General features: G+C 56.8%; 13 protein-coding genes and 1 CRISPR repeat array. Of the genes, 9 read left to right on the forward strand and 4 right to left on the reverse strand.

The features are described 5' to 3' along the window. Positions 1-184: 184 nt before the first annotated feature. Positions 185-985, reverse strand: coding sequence for an endonuclease/exonuclease/phosphatase family protein (locus AC58P5_RS22545; protein WP_497390559.1), 801 nt, complete (start codon positions 983-985; stop codon positions 185-187). A gap of 241 nt (positions 986-1,226) precedes the next feature. On the opposite strand from AC58P5_RS22545, the gene AC58P5_RS22550 reads away from it, so the two are divergent. Next, positions 1,227-1,682, forward strand: coding sequence for a hypothetical protein (locus AC58P5_RS22550; protein ID WP_497390561.1), 456 nt, complete (start codon positions 1,227-1,229; stop codon positions 1,680-1,682). 472 nt (positions 1,683-2,154) lie between these two features. Beyond that, a CRISPR array of direct repeats spans positions 2,155-2,526; the repeat unit is 32 nt; unit sequence GTCGCACCCCTTACGGGTGCGTGGATTGAAAT. A 257-nt stretch (positions 2,527-2,783) separates the two neighbouring features. Here AC58P5_RS22550 and AC58P5_RS22555 read toward each other — a convergent pair. Continuing rightward, complete coding sequence (locus tag AC58P5_RS22555; RefSeq protein ID WP_497390563.1) at positions 2,784-4,079, reverse strand: hypothetical protein; 1,296 nt, start codon at positions 4,077-4,079, stop codon at positions 2,784-2,786. Positions 4,080-4,517: 438 nt separating this feature from the next. After that, positions 4,518-10,196 (reverse strand): OmpL47-type beta-barrel domain-containing protein, encoded by a 5,679-nt coding sequence (locus AC58P5_RS22560; RefSeq protein WP_497390565.1) that lies wholly within the window; start codon positions 10,194-10,196, stop codon positions 4,518-4,520. A gap of 465 nt (positions 10,197-10,661) precedes the next feature. Here AC58P5_RS22560 and AC58P5_RS22565 point away from each other — a divergent pair, with 465 nt between their 5' ends. Together AC58P5_RS22565 and AC58P5_RS22570 are read left to right on the forward strand one after the other, a co-directional pair. Beyond that, positions 10,662-11,477, forward strand: coding sequence for a GNAT family N-acetyltransferase (locus AC58P5_RS22565; protein WP_497390567.1), 816 nt, complete (start codon positions 10,662-10,664; stop codon positions 11,475-11,477). Positions 11,478-11,690: 213 nt separating this feature from the next. After that, positions 11,691-12,074 carry a response regulator gene (locus AC58P5_RS22570; protein WP_497390569.1) on the forward strand — a complete coding sequence of 128 codons (384 nt, stop codon included), beginning with the start codon at positions 11,691-11,693 and terminating at the stop codon, positions 12,072-12,074. A 150-nt stretch (positions 12,075-12,224) separates the two neighbouring features. Here the strand turns inward: AC58P5_RS22570 and AC58P5_RS22575 are convergent, their stop codons facing one another. Beyond that, positions 12,225-13,109, reverse strand: coding sequence for a LysR family transcriptional regulator (locus AC58P5_RS22575; RefSeq protein WP_497390571.1), 885 nt, complete (start codon positions 13,107-13,109; stop codon positions 12,225-12,227). Between the two features lie 211 nt (positions 13,110-13,320). On the opposite strand from AC58P5_RS22575, the gene AC58P5_RS22580 reads away from it, so the two are divergent. From AC58P5_RS22580 to AC58P5_RS22605, 6 genes are all read left to right on the forward strand, one after another. Next, complete coding sequence (locus AC58P5_RS22580) at positions 13,321-14,700, forward strand: GntP family permease (protein WP_497390884.1); 1,380 nt, start codon at positions 13,321-13,323, stop codon at positions 14,698-14,700. A 255-nt stretch (positions 14,701-14,955) separates the two neighbouring features. Then, entirely contained in the window at positions 14,956-15,741 is a 786-nt protein-coding gene (locus AC58P5_RS22585) for a 3-hydroxybutyrate dehydrogenase (RefSeq protein ID WP_497390573.1), read from the forward strand. A 37-nt stretch (positions 15,742-15,778) separates the two neighbouring features. Further along, complete coding sequence (locus AC58P5_RS22590; protein WP_497390575.1) at positions 15,779-16,489, forward strand: CoA transferase subunit A; 711 nt, start codon at positions 15,779-15,781, stop codon at positions 16,487-16,489. Then, positions 16,486-17,160, forward strand: a complete 675-nt coding sequence (locus AC58P5_RS22595) for a 3-oxoacid CoA-transferase subunit B (RefSeq protein WP_497390577.1) — start codon at positions 16,486-16,488, stop codon at positions 17,158-17,160. The genes AC58P5_RS22590 and AC58P5_RS22595 overlap by 4 nt, the downstream gene beginning before the upstream one ends. A gap of 6 nt (positions 17,161-17,166) precedes the next feature. After that, on the forward strand, positions 17,167-18,351 hold the full coding sequence (locus AC58P5_RS22600) for an acetyl-CoA C-acetyltransferase (protein WP_497390579.1): 1,185 nt from the start codon (positions 17,167-17,169) through the stop codon (positions 18,349-18,351). Between the two features lie 167 nt (positions 18,352-18,518). Next, positions 18,519-18,953, forward strand: a complete 435-nt coding sequence (locus tag AC58P5_RS22605; RefSeq protein WP_497390581.1) for a hypothetical protein — start codon at positions 18,519-18,521, stop codon at positions 18,951-18,953. Positions 18,954-19,082: the final 129 nt, after the last annotated feature.

A 19,082-nucleotide genomic window follows, 5' to 3' on the forward strand; every position in this document is an offset into this window, starting at 1 on the left:
TAGACAGTCCGCCTGGCCGAGGCGGCTGTCCGGATATGCAGCGAAGGCGCTCAACAAAGGCATAATTGCAAGAAGCTAAATGACCCACGATTAACCGTTAGAAAAGCAGCCTGTCCGATTGCCGGATTGGCTGCTTTTTTAACAATTATGTCCGTAGTACTTTTCCGGAACCCGCCGCAACGCCTTATCCTTTATACCGCCAAGCGAGCGTAACCGGATAGTGGTCGGAAGGATAAGCTCCGTCGCGCTGTTCACGGTCCACGGTGGTCCGGAGCATTTCAACATCCGCCGTGGCAAAAATATAATCGATAGGCTCGCCATCAGTACCGCCCTGAAAATCGTGGAAGGTCTGTCCGACCTGCCCGTCCAAAAGCGTATAGGCATCCTGCAGTTGTTCGCGCAGCAGTCGGATGGCGGAATTGTCCGGTTCCGCGTTGAGATCGCCCATAAGCAGCACCGGACAGTTCTCCTCTTCGCGGCATGCCCGGATGCGCGCCAGCAGCAGCTTGGCGCTTTCTTCACGAGCCTGCTGCCCCAGATGATCGAAATGCGTGTTGAACGAGAAGAACCGCATGCCCGGCACTTCTTTGTTTTCGAAGCAGCCCCACGTGCAGATACGCGGATAGCTGCTGTCCCAGCCGAGGCTCCCCCTCACGTCAGGGGTCTCCGATAACCAGAACTGGCCGTGTTTAATCATCGTCAATGCCTCACGGTTGTAATAAATCGCGCAGTATTCGTCCTGGTGCAGTTTGGCCTCATCTTCTCCGAGGCGTCCGTTCCCGATTCTGCTGTATCCGGGCAGCCGCACATCCAAATCTTCCAGCATACCGGCTGTGCCTTCCTGCATTCCGATCAGATGGGCTCCCGATCCGAGGATGGCATCAGCTGCGAGATGTTTGCGGTGTGGCCATGCGTTGCTGCCGTCAGAGGGCACATTTACGCGCAAATTAAAGGTCATGGTGGTCAAAATTTTGCTTTTCGTCATCTTGCTAGGTAACAACTCCTTCGTCGGTGTATCCAACATTCAAACTCCACCTATAGTCTACACGATATCGTACGGGGGGTCTCTTTTTACGGCAAGTCTCTGATCATGATTGAAAGACAACACCGCATCTTAATCTCCGTTTTATAGAAAAATTTTATAGAAAAAGCGATCAATGTTCACGCAACAAACGGTTACGGCCGGGCGTAATACTTTTATCATCCACTACCATAAAAGAGGGATAATGATGAAAAGAATACTTCTGATGTTCGTGTTTTTTTTGGTATTAAGTCTAAATTTACTAGGTTGTTCTACCAATAAAGACTCTGTTGATGTCGGCGAAATATTATTTCTATCGACTGTTGCAACAATCGAGCAGGACGTTGATTATAACAACCAATTTACCGGAATTAGTTACAGCAAAGAAACGCTGGAGCCTATAAACGAAACAGATAGGAAAAAATTGTTCGAACGTGTGGCCCAAAAGTACAACGCATCTGTTCAGCAAATTCGTGATGATTTTATTTATGGGAGAACAGATTTGGCACTCGGCGTTCTACTTAGTAAAGCATCTTCCAATAAAACTACCGTGAATTCGACCAAAAGGATGGGCGCCGGTATTTCGTACACGATTGAGCTAGTAAAAAATGAGGATGCTTGGAAAGTAGAGAAAGTGACAAAAACAAGTACAGGCAAGTAAAACAGGGTGCCGGATTGGCGGAGCGCAATTCCTTAGCATGATCGGCAGGTTCAAGCAAGAGTGGTCGGGACCAGCCGAGGCAATGCTGTTCTTCGCCAAGAAGTAATATCTCGCTTTCGAAAATGAAGCCATGTCAGTCAGAATGGCTCTGCTGATTTAATCACAGTCAGCGTGTTCAGAATTTCGTTTTAAATGCATTGTTGACGCTGCGCAATTTGCTATGTTAATAATAAAGATAATTGAATGTATTGATCCGACAGTATCAAGGCATCGCTTGATCTCGAAGTTCTGCTTTTTCTCTAGTGCGAATGGGAAGCGAACATGATTTTCCTGGGGGATTCGCACCGAATTTTATCCAGAAAAAAGTAGTTTTGAACATAATACGGTAATTTGTATTCAGGATAGAAGAGTTAAACTCTATATTATTTTTGGTAGTAAGCCGTTTCGGACCATTTATTGGTTAAAAAACGGAGTCGCACCCTTTACGGGTGCGTGGATTGAAATTAATTTTTCGAGTAGCTTTTCAGCCTTCACGGTGTTACGTCGCACCCTTTACGGGTGCGTGGATTGAAATCTCCAAAGACTTACCAACCTTTCTCAGCACTGCGTACGTCGCACCCCTTACGGGTGCGTGGATTGAAATGTATTCGGGTCACCGATGTTGGCGAAAACCTTCGCAAGGTCGCACCCCTTACGGGTGCGTGGATTGAAATATGGGAACGCGGATATGACCGTGTAATTTACAGTGTCGCACCCCTTACGGGTGCGTGGATTGAAATTCCTTTTACCCGACACCTTAGTGTGTCTGCGGCGTCGCACCCCTTACGGGTGCATGGATTGAATTGAAATACTTTTTTAGGCTAAAAATGGACATTTAGTGACGAGAATAAAATAGTAAAATGGCTTAATTCGTGATGTTCAACACGTACGAAAAAAATTTAGAATGCAAACTTCGGCTCAATCAAGAAAAATGAAAGTCGGTGGCGGTCGCCTGTTTTATTGTGCTATTTCTCCACCAACAGGCTTGCACAACGAAAAAGAAGAGCTCCAGAGTCGCAGACAAGCTGAAACTCCGGAGTTCTTCTTTTTATGCGGATTCGCTTATTTCTGAATTAGGGTGACTCTTGCGGTTTTCGCGCTACGCGTAGGCGGGGGGGCGTCCGGGTTGTCGCTCGTGACCTGGGTCTCGACGTACAGTTCCTTGTTCCCGCTAAACTGGTAAACGAGCATATATGAGCCCTCCATCTCGTCCCAGCCTTCCTGAGCGGGTTTGCCGAGTCGGTCGATGACTTTTTGCAGGGTCATGGACGTGTTGAGCTCGATGGCGGAAATTTTATTTTGCGCGCCGACAAAAAAGGAGCACTGGCAAGGCTTGTAAAGGTAACCTGCACCGCCTTCTCTGTGCTGGTCCTGCTTTACCTTACCCCATTTGGTCTCGACGGCTTTAAAGTCCGTGCCGAGCCCGAATTCGATGCCGCCGAAATAGCCTTTTTTCATGCCGGTCAGGGAAAGAGGCTCTTGGGCCTGTCCGGCGGGGGCTGCGGAACCCGGAGCTGCCGAAGGTTTAGGCGTGACTGTCTGTGGCGAAACGGCCGAGCCCTGCGGAGATGCAGATTCCGCTGCCGATGTCGCGGAACCGGTTTTGTTCGTGGAAGCTGCGGAGCTTCCCTTGCCTACGGATGACGAGCCCGCCTTGTCTGCGGCTGCCGAAGATCCGGCGGAAGGGGCCGATTCCGATCCTGAGTCTTGCGCCTGCACAGCCGTTTGGTTCTCCTGGATGAGCGTCTCTTTTTTGGAAAAATCGACGCCAAGCTGCTGCTGAAGGGCGATAATTTTGCCCACGGAGTCAAACAACAGAGCGTCGGCCTTCTTAATATGATCCCCGTAGGTGACAGCGGACCCGGCCTTGGTCGTGTTGATGTAATCCATTAGCCAGTACATGCCTTGGGCTTTGTGATCGTACGCCTGGGCGTATTTCTCTTTGGAGTTTTCAAGTTCGGCGGTCATGGCAGGATCGAGTCCTGCGGGAACGGGAACTTTTCTTACTTTTTCCGCGACTTTCGAAAATTGATTGTAAGCATTCAAAATGACCGTGGAATCCGGCATGACATTCTGATGCATGTTGCCGATTTCCCGATCGGCTTCTTTTTTGGCTCCGCTGGCGCTTTTTTCCACCGCATACAAGGCTTGCTCGAACGCAAGTACAAGGCTGGCTTGTTCTTCCTGTTTGCCGCCGGCCGAAGCTGCGGTTTGGGTCTCTACGGGCGGATTGGAGGCCGCCGGTTTCACGACGGTTTTCAGGCTATGAGATTTCTGATAAAGCAGGTACCCCAGCACGCCGATGGCAATGAGCAGGCTCATAATGATAAGGGTGCTCAGAGCTGCGTTTTTCTTCATGAAAGATCTCTCCCAAGGAATGTTAGGTATATTCCTTATTTATCGGCAGAGGCAGGGGGAAGATTGAGGTTGTAAGGGATATTTATTAGGTCTTAGGAACTATGTATATAAAAAAGGCTGCCGGGTTTATTCGGCAGCCTTTGCTTTTGAACAGGAGGGAAAGGACAAAGCTTCGCTTAGAAGATGCAAGCCGGAAGCGGAGCATGCTTCTGCGGCTCCGCGTTCCTCAGCCTGCGTTTTTTAACGGGAGAGAGTTCTAAGACGCGCGTCGAGGCACTGCACGGCGGTCCGTCGTACTCCACGTCGTCGTGACGGGTGGCGACCTTCACGCCCGTGCCCTGGTGCACAGCCGGCCGCGTTCTTGCTGCCTCCGACAGGCGTGGCTGCTGCCCGCAGTCCCGCAAAGCGTCATGACGGTCGCCGTAAGAGCGACGCCGCTTACTTCGACTCAATCAGGCGCAGAAGCAGCGCGACCGCTTCCGCCCGGGTCGTGTAGCCCTGCGGAGCGAAGACGCCGGGGCTGCGTCCCTGCACGAGCCCTTTCTGCTGGGCGGCGGCGACATAGCCTGCGGCCCAGCCGGGGATTTCGCCCGCGTCGGCGTACAGCTCGTGCAGCGCACCGGCCGGGACCGGCTGCAGCTTGGCTGCTTTGGCCGCCAAGGTGAGCATCTCGGCGCGAGTGACCGGGGCATCGGGCCGGAACGTGCCGTCCTCGTAGCCGGAGGCGATGCCTGCGCGCTGCGCGAGCGCGACGGCTTCGGCGGCCCAGGCCGGGATGCTGGCGCTGTCCGCAAAACCGGAAGCGGAAGCCGGTTTCTCCAGCTGCCGCAGAGCCTCTGCGTAAGCTTGCGTCAGCATCACGGTGAACTGGGCGCGTGTGACCTGTTCCTGAGGCCGGAACGTTCCGTTCTCGAAGCCGCTGACGATGCCGCAGTCCGCCGCCTGCGCAACTTCTTTCTCCGCCCAGTGGCCCTTCATATCCGTGAAGGACACGGCGTGCGGGGAAGAGGCCGGGGACGGACAGCCCGGTCCTCCCGGAACATCCGGCTTACCGGGAACCCCCGGCTCGCCCGGATTGCCGGTGCCGCCGGGTTCTCCCGGCTGGTGCGGCTTGCCAGGGTCAACCGGCGGCTTAGGCTCTTCCGTCGGAGGAGTTCCTCCGGGTGAAGTGCCCGTAGTATCGCCGCCACCGGAATCTTGCCGGGACTGACGGGTGATCAGGACGTCATACGTCCGTACCGTCTGCCTGTCCGGCGCCGTGACCGTTACCTGAACCGGGTTGGCTCCGACACGAAGAGCGAGCGGTGCCGAAGGTTTCCCGTTAACGGCAGGAACACCGTTGACTGTCACAGACGCATCGGGATCGTAAACGGAAGCGGTAACGGTCGTCCGGTCGGTTCCGTAATCAACGGTCATTTCGTAACGGACAGTGTCCGTGTCGAAAGCCGGGTACAACCGGCCAGCCGATAAATCAAGACCGGTCAGACCGGCATTCGTGCTTAGCCTGCGGGTCACGTCCACCACATACGACTGGGTGGAGATGCCGTCCTGAGCCGTCACGACAACCGTGATCGGATTCACGCCCGGCTTGATACTGATGGCTGCGGAAGGCTGTCCGCTGAGAACCGGCTGGCCGTTGACGACAATTGTCGCGTTGGGATCGTAGACGGAAGCCGTCACGGTCAGGCTTGACGTTTCTTGGCCGACAACCGCCCGGTAATGGACCATCCCGCTTTCAAAGACGGGATCGAGACTGCCTTCGGAAAGCGTCAGCCTGCTAAGCGAGACGTTGCTGCTCGGAGCCCGGCTTACTTCCAACTGATAGCTCTGCATCGTGACGCCATCCTGAGCGGTTACCGTGACGGTGACCGGATTGGAGCCGACTTTCAGCTGAAGGGGCAGACTGCCGGCATTTCCGCTGAAAACAGTGCCGTTGATCGCCAAGGTTGCCACGGAGCTGGAAGCTTTGGCTCCGACGGTAACGGTATACACATCGTTGGTAACCGTGGTCGAATAAACGGTCGTTGCGCCGTCAAAACGGGGAGTGAGCTCACCCGGCGTAACCGTTAATTCACTAAGGGTGACTTCGCTGGAAGCCGCCCTTGTTACGGTTACGGTATAAGGGGTTACCGTCATCCCGTCCTGCGCGGTGATCTCGACGGTGAACGTCTGGTCGCCCACTTCCAGGGCAACCGGGTTGGTCACCGGCTGCCCGTTTTGCAGCACGCGTACGGACGCCTGCGCATCTTCCGCTGCCGCCTGTATGGAGGTAACCGTTACCGAATAGGGCACTTGAGCCGTGTACCGGTAAGTGGAGCCGGTTACCGTTTCGTTCAAGGCGGCTCCGCTGAGGCTCAGCGAATGCAGCGCGGCATTGGACGAAACAACCGTAAATGCCGTTTCGAGCGATAAAGGACTTGCATTGCCTGCGGCATCAACCGCAAGAGCGGTGAGCCGATGCGTCCCTGTGGATAAAGAGGATGCAGGGGTGAAGCTCCAACTGCCCCCTGAACCGGCTGTCGTGATTCCCGCAGGGGCGCCGTCTACATATACGTTCACGGTCACGCTTGCCTCGGCTGTTCCTCGAATGAGAGGCCGGCTCACATTCGTGACGGTTCCCGAAGCCGGCTCCGTGATGACCGGAGCGGCTGGTGCCGTGGCGTCGATGCGGAAGGCCGTTTCGGCCGAATACGCGCTTCTGTTGCCAGCAGCGTCGGCCGCCGCCGCTTTCACGGTGTGCGGTCCGTCCGCAAGTGGGGAAGCGGGAATGTACACCCAGCTGCCGTCCGGACCGGCGGTAACGGTTTGAACGCTGCCGCCATCCAGCACGACGCTGATGAACGCGCCCGCTTCCGCACGGCCTTCGACCTTCGGCGTCTTTGTGTTTAAGAGCGCATCCGCAAGCGGCTTCAGGATAACGGGAGCCGCAGGCGCCTGCGTATCCACGGTGAACCGCAGAGGTCCGGAGTCCGGCCCGGCGTTGCCTGCTTTGTCCTCGGCCCATGTCCGGAGGGAATGGGACCCGTCGGCAAGCGGTGCCGGGGTGAAGGACCATTTTCCGGCTCCGTCGGCCGTCGCCGATCCCACTGATGCGGTGCCGTCCAGCTCAATCCGGACAAGGGTGCCGGGTTCGCTTGTACCGCTGATCACCGGCTGGTTTCGGTTCGTGCTTGATCCGCCCGCGGGGGCAAGCACGACAGGGGCCGGTGGCGGCGTCGCATCGACCGTCCATGTTATCGTCTTCGTCGAGGCGCTGTTGTTGCCGGCCTCATCGGATGCATATACACGGACGGTATGCGTACCGTCTTTTAACGAATCGGCTCCGGCATAGCTCCAGATCCCTGCGTCGGCCGCCCGGACGTTGGTTTTAAGCGATCCGTCGATATAAATATGGACGAAGGACTGGGCTTCCGCCGTACCGGAAATGACCGGTTTGGCGTCTTTAGTCAGCGCCCCATCCGCCGGAACCGAGATCACGGGAACGGAGGGAGCCGTCGTATCCAGGATGAAGCGTACGGCGCCGCCGGCAGGGCTCGTGTTGCCTGCGGCATCGGCTGCGGCCGCCGTTACGGTATGTGACCCGTCCGCAAGCTGAACGGGCGGGGTATAGGAAAACTTGCCCGCGTTATCCGCTTGCACGGCAGGATATGCTTTCCCGTCGACGGTAAGGACGACGGAGGAAGAAGGTTCGGCCGTTCCCGTGATGGCGGGAACGGTTTTCAACAGCGCCGAATCCGAAGGCGACGTAATCACCGGAGCAGCCGGCGGAGTGCGGTCGATCTTGACGACGGACGAGGACTGCGGACCGACGTTGCCCGCTTTATCGACCGTTCTGGCCGTGACGGTGGTCTGTCCTTCGGCCTTAACGGTCAGCGGCCCGGTATAAGCGGTCCAGCCGAGCGTCTCCGCGCCGGATAAGCTGTACTCCGTCCGGTTAACGCCCGATCCGCCGGTATCCGCGCCGTGCGCAATCGCTACGGAAACACCGGACGCGGAGGTCCAGCCCGCCGCCGACGGCGTGATTCCCGGAGCGGCGGGAGGAGTCCGGTCGATGGAGACGGTGGCTGTCCCCGCTGCGCTGACGTTCCCGGCCCCATCCGTCGTTCTTGCGCTGACGGTGGTCTGTCCCGGAGCCGTAACGGTGACGGGACCCGTATAAGCCGTCCAGCCTTTGGTCACGGCGCCGGACAGGCTGTACTCCGTTATGTTGACTCCCGAGCCGCCTGTATCGGTTCCGGGATTAACCGTGACCGGCACGCTTGCCGCCGCTGTCCAGCCTATTGTCCCGGGGATGACCGCCGGAACGGCAGGAGGCGTTTTATCGATTTGAATAACAGATTGCGCAACCGGACTTATATTACCGGCCTCATCCACGCTGCGCGCGCGGACAGTCGTCTGACCCTCGGCGCTTACCGCGACGGGGCCCGTGTAAGTCGTCCAGACGAGCGTGCTTGCACCGGACAGGCTGTACTCGGTCCGCCGCACGCCGGATCGGGCGTCAGTGCCGGGCGTGACGGTAACGTCCACGTTGTCCTTGCTCCAGCCGGTTACGGCAGGCTTGACGGAAGGAGTGGTCGGCGGAGCTTTGTCGATGGACACGTCGGCCGTACTTTCGGCACTCACATGGCCTACATTGTCAACCGACCGCGCGTGTACGGTCGTAATTCCCTCGCTGTGGATTGCAACAGCCCCCGTATAAGGAGTCCAGTCCTGTACGGTGCCGCCGGAGAGGCTGTACTCCGTCCGCTGTATGCCCGAACCGCCTTTGTCCGTACCGGGCGTAAGCGTGACCGACGCGTTCTGGTTGGTCCACGCGGAGCTCGCTCCTTTTATAACGGGAGCAGTCGGGGCTGTCTTATCTACCCTCACCACTGCGGTCGTCACGCTGCTTGCGTTGCCCGCTTTGTCGATTGTTCTGGCGCTAATCGTGGTTTCACCCGAATTCGAAACGGTAATCACATCGCCGTTAGCATAAGGTGTCCAGCCGAGCACAGTCGCACCGGACAAGCTGTATTCCGTCTGCTTGACGCCCGAATCCGCGTCCGTTCCGGCCGTCAGGGTCGCGGTGACATCCGCTGGAGACCAGTCAGACGAGGACGTTATGATAACGGGAGCCGTAGGCGCCGTAAAATCAAACGATAGCTTGTATACGGTCGTGTTGAGGCCGTAGTTCTCGTCGTACCCGCCCATGACGTACATGCTGCTGCCGGTCTGCGACAGTTTGGCGTTTTGCAATCTTTTAAGGGAAGGAGTGTCTTGGGTCCATGTATTGCTGACCGGATCATACACATAAAAATTGTAATTGCCCATGACGAGCACTTTGCCGTTAGGCAGCGTCACCTGGGGATGCCGGAAGAAAAGGTCGTTATATTGATAAGGCAAATTTGCCGCTTTAGTCCAGGTGTCTGCGGCCGGGTCGTAAATATACGAGGAAAAAGAGTAAACGTAACCGCTCAAGCCTCCCGTCACTAGTACGCGGCCGTCCTGCAGCGTGCTTTGCGCAGCTCCGTAAATGCCTATCGGAAGAGGTGCTTTTTCCGTCCAAGTGTTGGTGGCGGGATCGTAGATGTAGGTATTGTTGTAAAGCGTACTGCTTCCCGGCGAGAAGATGGAATCCGCTCCCCCGACACTGACGATTCTGCCGTCCGGCAGGGTGCTTTGCGAGTTGCCGAGCATATTTTTGGGCAGATTGGACGCTTGGGTCCAGGCGTTTGTATACGGGTTGTAAATCCGCGTCAAATTGTTGTACACGTACCCGGTGCCGCTGAGAAAGGCGTTGCCGCCCGTGACGATGACTCTTCCGTCCTTCATCTCCGACTGGGTGTGGTAGGCCAAGTTCAGCGCGGGAGCATAAGTGGACCAGGTTTGGGTCGAGGGCGAGAAGGTGTACGAGTTTTGGGCGAACGAATTGTTCCGGTTATATTGACCGCCGGTTACAAAGATGCTGCTGCCGTTCAGCACACCGCTTGCCGAAACTCCCGCCAGGTCTGCGGGCAAATCGGCCGAAGCGGGAAGAGCTTCCATCATGACCGCCGCATTCGCTGTTTGACACCCTCCGGCCAGTATTCCTCCTATCAGGACAGTCGTCCCCCATATTTTGCGCAGCCTGTTAGACATGAAGATGTCATCACTCCTTTGAGAAATACGGTTGCAGCCGCCGAAAGAAATATTTCTCAGACGGCCGCAAATAACTAGCAGGGTCCCAGTGTAGCAAAAACTATAGGACTTGAGAATTAACTTTGGTTAATTGCCTAAAATTTCGATGAGCGTGCAGGAAGAAAGGCCGGGGGCCGGCCCGGTACGGGAAGTTGCAGGTACGGTAGAGGACCGGCAGCGCGACACTCTTGTTTCTTTCGTAAAATCGGATGCCCTTCGAAAAGCCGGTCCCCCGGTATTTTTGGGGGAAATCGAGATAGGAGGCGAAGAGAGTCTAATGGGATAGATGTGCTAGAATGGAAGAATAAATAGTAAGGAAAGAGTGGGAGGAAAGTTCGCTTTCTTTCATTAAATAAGTGTCATTAATAAACGTCAGGCTTAAGCGAACCGGCTGCGGCCGCAGCCGGAAGCAAGGAGGACATCGTCATGAACACAGCGCAGGGCCAAGCGGCCCGCATGATCCGGGATAACTTTATCGCGAAAATCTCCCATCTGGCCGGCCGGGCAGAAGGCTATACTCTTAAACAAACACTCGAATACATAAGGGCGGATTGCGGCCTCCCTTCGGATACGTTTAACGTGGCGGTTTTGCTTCAACCCCGCCTCTCTGCGGAGAACGCAGATATCCTCGAAGAGGCGGTTCATTATTTTACGGGCAAAAAATACCCGATGGCGCTATGGTCTTGGGAAGACAAGGACAGCGTCACGTTCGAGACGTTAAGGCGGGCGGGTCTGAAAGAAGCGGAAACGAACATCGCCATGTACGCGGACTTGGATGCCCTTCATCCCGGAACTGAATGCCCGGCGGATTTTCGGATTAAAGAAATTGCCTCCCCTGCCGAAGCGGAGCAATTCGGAGACGTGCTGGCTGCGTTGTTCGGAGAGTCGGAGGAGGGGGCTAACGTGAGGGCTTTTTACCGGAAAATATCCGGTCTGCCGCTGTGGGAGCCTTCTCCTATGAAGCTGTATATCGGCTCGTACCGGGGGCGGCCGGTCAGTACCGGTACGCTTATGTTCACGGATGACAGCGTCGGCATCTATGATATCGCAACTCTATCGGACTTCCGGGGAAAAGGCTTCGGTTCCGCCATGTTCCGGTTCCTGATCGGGGAAGCGCGGAAAGGGAAGCCCCGGCTGTGTGTCCTGCAGGCTTCGCCCGACGGGATCGGGATCTACAAGCGGGCGGGATTCGAACCGGTCTGCGAGGTTACGGTTTACGAGAATAGGCACTTGGTTGAATAATACGAGAAGCACCAAGAGACAAGCGGTTGAGCACCGTCATCCGCGGCAGGCTTGAGCTGAATGGGTGATCCGCCGTCGGCCTAACAATACGGCGGGCTGCATGGCCGGCTTTTTTTGTATCCTTTCAGATCAGTAAACGCCTCCTTTCCGGGCATGTTTAGTTTTTGTTCAGTTTGTTTTGATACATTGGAACAGACAGAAGGAGGGGGCACTTTGAACGTACTGATTGCGGACGACGCCGCATTTATGAGAACGCTGGTCCGTATGTTTTTGGAGCAGATGGGGCACACCGTGATCGGCGAAGCCCAGAACGGGAAGGAAGCGGTCGATCTTTACGGCCGATTGAAGCCGGACCTCGTGACGATGGATATTACGATGCCCGAAATGGACGGACTGGAAGCCGTTAAGCGCATCAAATCCGCAAATCCGGGCGCCAGAATCATCATGTGCTCCGCCATGGGGCAGCAGCGGGTTGTCATGGAGGCCATCCGCAGCGGGGCCAGCGATTTCGTGGTCAAGCCGATTCAGAAGGAACGCTTGCAGGAGGCCGTCGAGAAGATTTTTGCCGGGCAGGGGATGAAAATCGGCATTCTGTAAGGCTCGTGATTTTCTCCGCTAACAGCACCGGAATGAGATAGTAAATGCTCAGGTATGCGCCAAAAATGAAAAAGATACCCGCACGCACAGGCAGGTATCCTTTTTTTATGCCTTCGTTTCGCAGCGGGCGCATCAGAGTTTGTCCCTGACTCAAACCTCCGCTTTTTCCCCGATAAATTCCAAGAGCTCCCGCATCGCGTAAGAGACATACCTTTCCTTGTTCCACAGCACATACAAATTCCACGGAATGCCCGGCGAGGTTTTAGGGATGACCCGGACATCCGGGTTCGCTATTTTGGAAGTGATGGGCTCCGGGATAAAAGAGACCCCTAGCCCTCCGGCGACCATCTCCACCAGGAGGTCCCACTGCGAGCTTTCGTGGGCGATGACCGGGTGAAAACCCGCGCTGTGGCAGGCGTCCAAGACGTGATGCCGCACGGCGAAACCCTTGGCGAACAGCAGAAACGGCTCCCGGCTCAAATCGGCGAGAGTGACCGTTTCCCGTTCGGCCAGCGGATGCGTGCGATGCAGGACGAGGGAGACGTGCTGCCGAATGAACGGCAGCCGCCCCAGGCTGGAATCCTCGTCCGGCGAGATGACGACGCCCATGTCGATCGATCCGTCCAGGACGCGCTGCTCGACGGTTTTGGCGCCCTCCTCGATCATGACGAACTGAATCGCGGGATATTTCCGCTGAAAAGGCGCGATTACGCGTGGAAAGAAGACGGTGCTGATCACCGGAGGCAGTCCGATTCGGATGGTGCCTGTTTTGAGTTGGGACACGTCATCCAGCGTGGTATAGAGGTCGTTCACGGACTGGAGGATGACCTGTATCCGCTGGATGGCGGCGGCACCCGAGTCGGTGAGCTTGACGGTTTTGCCGCTGCGGTCGAACAGGGTGACGCCGAGCTCGTCCTCCATGCTTTTGACCAGCTTGCTTAAGGTCGGTTGAGTCATATGTAAAATTTCGGCGGCTTTCGTGAAATTCTGCTGCTTGGCGACCTCCAGAACGGAGGCGAGGTTCCTTACATCCACGGTCGTTCATCCCCAGCCATAAAATTTTGGAATGGTAGCTATTCGATGTCTGAATTTTACCTTGCCTCACCTGCCGTGTAAACTAGAAGCGGACACAGAACGTTCAAATTTCAGGGGGACGCCCCGGAATTTCATGGAGAGCAGCACGCAACTTAAAAGAATGTAAGGGCTTACAAGGGATCTTCTAACAGAAAAGAGGAGAAGGCGCATGGTGTTTGTTCAGGTCGTGGCGATTGTGCTCGCCTTGGGGCTGCTGATGTTTTTCGCTTATCGGGGGTATCCGGTGATCGTGTTCGCCCCGATCTTTACGCTGCTGGCCGTGGTCATTTCCGGGCTCGCGCTTATGCCGAGCTACACGGAGACCTATATGGCGAATGCGGCGAATTATATTAAAACGTACTTCCCGATCTTCCTGCTCGGGGCGATTTTCGGCAAGGTGATGGAGCTGAACGGAGCGGCCTCCTCGATTGCCCGGTCCATCGTCAAAGTGCTCGGCTCCAAACGCGCCATGCTGTCGGTCGTTCTCGCCTGCGCGGTGCTGACTTACGGCGGCGTTTCGCTGTTCGTGGTCGCTTTCGCCGTCTATCCTTTCGCGGTGGCGGTTTTCCGCGAAGCGGATATTCCGAAGCGGCTCATTCCCGGCACGATCGCGCTCGGCGCCTTCACCTTCACGATGGATGCGCTCCCCGGAACGCCGCAGGTGCAGAACATTATTCCGACCACGTATTTCGGAACGGACGCTTACGCGGCCCCGGTCGTGGGAATTGTGGGCGGAATCATGGTGCTGGCGGCGGGCGTGTTCTGGCTGGAGAGACGCCGCAAGCAGGCGGCTGCCGCAAGCGAAGGCTACGGAACCGGGCACAAGAACGAGCCGGAAACCGCCGAAGGCCAGCGTTACCCGAACCTGTGGGTTTCGCTAATCCCGCTTGCGCTGGTGCTTGTGTTCAACTACCTGCTGAGCCGGGGATTTTTGACGGTCAACACGTGGTACAGCCCGGAGCTTCTCAAAACGTTTAACATCGCGAATGTGAAAACGGTTGCATCTTCATGGGCGCTAATTATCGCCCTGTTCATCGGCATCGCGGCGGCGCTCTGTATCAACGTCCGGCACGTGCAGAGCAAGCTGGCGGCGGGACTGACGGCGGCCGCGATGGGATCGCTTCTGGCGATTTTCAACACGGCTTCCGAGGTCGGCTTCGGCAACGTGGTCAAGACGCTGCCCGGCTTCAAAGCGATCCAGAACTTTATCCTCAATATCAGTTCCCAGCCGCTGATTAACGAAGCGGTATCGGTCAACATTTTGTCCGGGGTTACCGGGTCCGCCTCGGGAGGGCTGTCCATTGCGCTAGAAGTAATGGGCAAACAGTACCTGGCTGCGGGCCAGGCCGCGGGAATCAGCCCGGAATGGCTGCACCGGATCGCTTCGATGGCGTCCGGGGGGATGGATACGCTGCCGCACAACGGCGCGGTCATTACGCTGCTGGCGATCACGGGACTTACGCACCGGCAGTCCTACAAGGATATTTTCGCCATAACCGTTGTCAAAACGCTCACGGTGCTTATTCTCGCCGCTGTCTTGTCTTTCCTGTAAGCAGGGAGAGGCCGGGATGCAGCGAGGGCGTCCGGCGGATATTTTAAACTGTTAACTGTCAAGGCCTTTCATAGGTAATGAAGGGAGCTTCCTCCAATTTGTTCACCTCGGCATAACTTAATTGAGCCTTAATCTAGACCAACTCAGAACAAATTGGCTAACTCAGATCAACTTAGCCCACTTAACTGTTTAGATGTTTCCTGTTTCGGCATTCATTTTAATTCCAGATGAAAACTCACGGAAGGAGTGACGGTCATGACCCCATTTTTAGCTCATAAAACAGCCCTGATCACTGGCGCGGCCAGCGGCATCGGCCTTGAAATCGCCCGCACATTCGCCCGCGAAGGGGCCAAGGTCGTTATTTCCGACATTCAGGAGGAAAAGGCGAAAGCGGCGGCTCAGCGGCTGACGGATGAAGGATACGAAGCCATCGGTCTGGCCTGCGACGTTACCGACGAAAGCCAGTTCGCCGGAGCGATCCGGACAACGCACGAAACCTACGGCCGGTTCGATATTCTAGTAAACAACGCGGGTCTGCAGCATGTCGCGCCTATCGAGGAATTCCCGGTGGAAAAGTTTGAATTCATGATCAAAGTGATGCTGACCGGGGCTTTTATCGGGATCAAGCACGCCCTGCCCATCATGAAGGAGCAGCAGTACGGGCGGATCATCAACATGGCTTCGATCAACGGCGTCATCGGTTTCGCGGGCAAAGCCGCGTACAACAGCGCAAAGCACGGACTCATCGGGCTTACGAAGGTAGCGGCCCTGGAAGGTGCGGCGCACGGCATCACGGTCAACGCGCTGTGTCCGGGCTACGTGGATACGCCGCTCGTACGCGGCCAGCTGGAAGATCTCGCAAGAACGCGGGGCGTCCCGCTGGAAAGCGTGCTGGAGGAGGTCATCTACCCGCTGGTGCCGCAAAAAAGGCTCCTCTCGGTCGATGAGATCGCCGAATTCGCCATGCTTATCGCCAGCGACAAGCTGAAGGGCGTGACGGGAACGTCGATGCTGATTGACGGCGGATATACGGCGCAGTAAACGGAGAAGAAAATCACGCGAAAGGAGAGGGGCAGACATGAGCAAGGTTCTGAATTCAGCGGAGGAAGCCGTACGTGTCATCGGCGAAGGATCGACCCTGATCGTGGGAGGCTTCGGCCTGTGCGGCATACCGGAGCATCTGATCGCGGCCCTGCGGCGGCAGGGCACCGGGGAGCTTACCGTGGTGAGCAACAACTGCGGAGTCGACGATTGGGGGCTCGGGCTGCTGCTGGCAAGCAAGCAGATCAAGAAAATGGTGTCCTCCTACGTCGGAGAAAACAAAACGTTCGAGAAGCAGTACCTAAGCGGCGAACTGGACGTTGAACTGGTGCCGCAGGGCACGCTGGCGGAACGCATCCGGGCCGGCGGAGCGGGCATTCCGGCTTTTTATACGGCGACGGGCGTGGGGACGCTGGTAGCGGAAGGCAAAGAGGAGAAACATTTCGGGGGCCGCCCGTATATTCTGGAAAAAGCGATCACCGGCGACTTCGCGCTGGTGAAAGCCTGGAAGGCCGACACCGCGGGGAATCTCGTGTTCCGCAAAACGTCCCGCAACTTCAATCCGCTCGCGGCGGCGGCGGGCAAGATTACGCTTGTTGAAGCGGAGGAAATTGTGGAGGCGGGCGAGCTGGACCCCGATGATATTCATACGCCGGGCATTTTTGTCCAGCATGTCGTGCGGGGCGGGACTTACCAGAAACGGATCGAGCGTCTGACGGTCCGCGAAGCGAAGGAGGAGACGGCATGAGCCATCCGCGCAAAATAATCGTGGAACGCGCCGTACAGGAAATCCGCGACGGTATGTACGTCAACCTGGGGATCGGCATGCCGACGCTCGTGGCCGACGAAATTCCCGCCGGTATCACGGTGATGCTCCAGTCCGAGAACGGCCTGCTGGGCATCGGTCCTTATCCGAAGCGGGGCGAAGAGGACCCGGATTTGATCAATGCGGGCAAAGAAACCGTCACGGCGGTGGCGGGCGCATCCTATTTCGACAGTGCGGAATCGTTTGCCATGATCCGGGGCGGCCATATCGATTTGGCGATCCTGGGCGGGATGGAAGTGTCTGGCGAAGGCGATCTTGCGAACTGGATGATTCCGGGAAAAATGGTCAAAGGCATGGGCGGCGCGATGGATCTGGTGAGCGGAGCCAAGCGCATCGTCGTCATCATGGAACACGTGAACAAATACGGGGAATCCAAGGTGAAAAAAACCTGTACCCTCCCTTTAACAGGCAGGGGAGTGGTGGACCGGCTCATTACGGATCTGGCCGTGTTCGATTTTACGCCGGAGGGCATGGTGCTGGCCGAACTGCTCGGTGAAACGGAACTGGACGAAGTCCGGGTCAAGACCGAAGCGGCATTCACGCTCAGCCCTCTTTTAAAAGAGCGGCTCGAAGCCTGCGGACAGGAAGGGTGAACCGAAATGACCAGAGAAGCGGTTATCGTCAGCGCGGTACGTACGGCGATCGGCAGCTTTCAGGGTTCCCTGGCTGGCGTGCCCGCCACGGAGCTCGGAAGCATCGTTATCCGTGAAGCGCTGGAGCGCGCGGGAACGGAGCAGGAGCAGGTCCATGAGGTGATCATGGGCAATGTGCTCCAGGCGGGACTGGGGCAGAACCCGGCCAGACAGGCTTGGCTGAAAAGCGGGTTTTCCGACGGCGTTCCCGCCCTGACGGTGAACAAAGTATGCGGCTCCGGGCTCAAAGCCGTCATGCTGGCGGCCCAGTCGGTTATGCTCGGCGATGCCGACATTGTGGTGGCCGGAGGTATGGAGAACATGAGCGCGGCGCCGTACCTGCTGGAAGGCGCCCGCTCGGGCCTGCGCATGGGCGACGGCAAGCTCGTCGATTCCATGATCCGCGACGGCCTGTGGTGCGCCGTGTGCGACATCCACATGGGCGAAACCGCGGAGAATGTCGCGGACAAGTACGGCCTCGCCCGCGAAGAACAGGACGACTTCGCGGCTCACAGCCAGCAGAAGGCGGAGCGGGCAGCCGCGGCCGGACGCTTCCGGAGCGAGATCGTGCCGGTCCCCGTGCCGCGGAAGAAGCAGGACCCGCTGCCGTTCGACCGCGACGAGTTCCCGCGCGCGGGAACGACCGCGGAGACGCTCTCGCGGCTGCGCCCGGCATTCCGCTCCGGCGGGACCGTGACCGCCGGCAACGCCTCCGGCATCAACGACGGGGCGGCCGCCGTTGTCGTCATGTCGGCCGAAGAAGCCGGCCGGCGGGGGTTGAAACCCCTGGCCCGGATCAAGGGCTACGCCTCGGCGGCGCTAGATCCGGCCGTGATGGGCCTCGGGCCCGTAAGCGCCGTGCGGCGGCTGTTGAGCCGGACGGGCGTGCCGATTGGCGGCATCGACCTGTTCGAGTTCAACGAGGCCTTCGCGGCGCAGTCGCTTGCCGTGGGGCGCGAGCTCGGCGTACCGCCGGAGAAGCTCAACGTCAACGGCGGCGCGATCGCCCTCGGGCACCCCATCGGCGCCAGCGGCGCGCGCGTGCTCGTGACGCTGCTGCACGAGCTGGAGCGGCGCGGCGGCAAGCGCGGCCTGGCCTCGCTGTGCATCGGCGGCGGCCAGGGCGTGGCGCTGCTGGTGGAGCGCGATTAGGGCGGCGAGCGTATCTGTAATTCGAATTTAATATTGTTATGCGGGAAGATGAGTCTCTTATTTAAATCGAGGCCCATCTTCTTTTTTGTGCATGGAGACTTCATATTGATTGCCAATAAAGCGGTTAATGGTTAATATTTACATTACCACACCCGAATGGAGACCCTATGAAAAAGCATTTGATCCTACTCGTGACCGTTTTGCTGTTAATGAGCTGTGCGGCTGCTAAAATTCCCTACGACGACAAAATCTCGGACCGGTTAAAGGAAAGTGTCCAAGAAATAGAAGCCGGTCAAACCGTCGAGCCGGACCATTTCGAAGAATACGATTGGGTCTATATCATTCCGCCCTACATAGGGGGAGAGGCGCTGGATAGTTTGGAAGTGGATGAGCAAAGCAAGAAATATATATACAAGCAAGCTTCGGCCCATGAAAATTATTTTCTGGTCACCTCCAAGGATGGAAAGGCCGTTTCTTACGCCATGCTGGATAAAAACTTTAGTACAGAGGGCGGGAAGCTCTTGAAGTACAAAGGTTCCGATAAGTTGTTAGTCAGAAAGGAAGAAACGGGAGGAAGGCCGTTTCTGTTTTTGCCGAAATAAACCAGGGGACTTTTTTACAAAGATATTACTTGATGTCCTGTAAGTACGGAGGATCTTAACATTTTACGAGATTAAAACGTCCGCTCTTATGGCGGGCGTTTTGTTTTATTCGCTGAATAAAAACCGAAG

The organism is Paenibacillus sp. JT31N7, assembly GCF_059692095.1.

Excerpts from the sequence above, each read along its gene's own strand:
- AC58P5_RS22545 (WP_497390559.1), bottom strand. The coding sequence starts at position 985 with ATGACGAAAAGCAAAATTTTGACCACCATGACCTTTAATTTGCGCGTA.
- AC58P5_RS22550 (WP_497390561.1), top strand. The coding sequence starts at position 1,227 with ATGATGAAAAGAATACTTCTGATGTTCGTGTTTTTTTTGGTATTAAGT.
- AC58P5_RS22555 (WP_497390563.1), bottom strand. The coding sequence starts at position 4,079 with ATGAAGAAAAACGCAGCTCTGAGCACCCTTATCATTATGAGCCTGCTC.
- AC58P5_RS22560 (WP_497390565.1), bottom strand. The coding sequence starts at position 10,196 with ATGTCTAACAGGCTGCGCAAAATATGGGGGACGACTGTCCTGATAGGA.
- AC58P5_RS22565 (WP_497390567.1), top strand. The coding sequence starts at position 10,662 with ATGAACACAGCGCAGGGCCAAGCGGCCCGCATGATCCGGGATAACTTT.
- AC58P5_RS22585 (WP_497390573.1), top strand. The coding sequence starts at position 14,956 with ATGACCCCATTTTTAGCTCATAAAACAGCCCTGATCACTGGCGCGGCC.
- AC58P5_RS22590 (WP_497390575.1), top strand. The coding sequence starts at position 15,779 with ATGAGCAAGGTTCTGAATTCAGCGGAGGAAGCCGTACGTGTCATCGGC.
- AC58P5_RS22595 (WP_497390577.1), top strand. The coding sequence starts at position 16,486 with ATGAGCCATCCGCGCAAAATAATCGTGGAACGCGCCGTACAGGAAATC.
- AC58P5_RS22600 (WP_497390579.1), top strand. The coding sequence starts at position 17,167 with ATGACCAGAGAAGCGGTTATCGTCAGCGCGGTACGTACGGCGATCGGC.
- AC58P5_RS22605 (WP_497390581.1), top strand. The coding sequence starts at position 18,519 with ATGAAAAAGCATTTGATCCTACTCGTGACCGTTTTGCTGTTAATGAGC.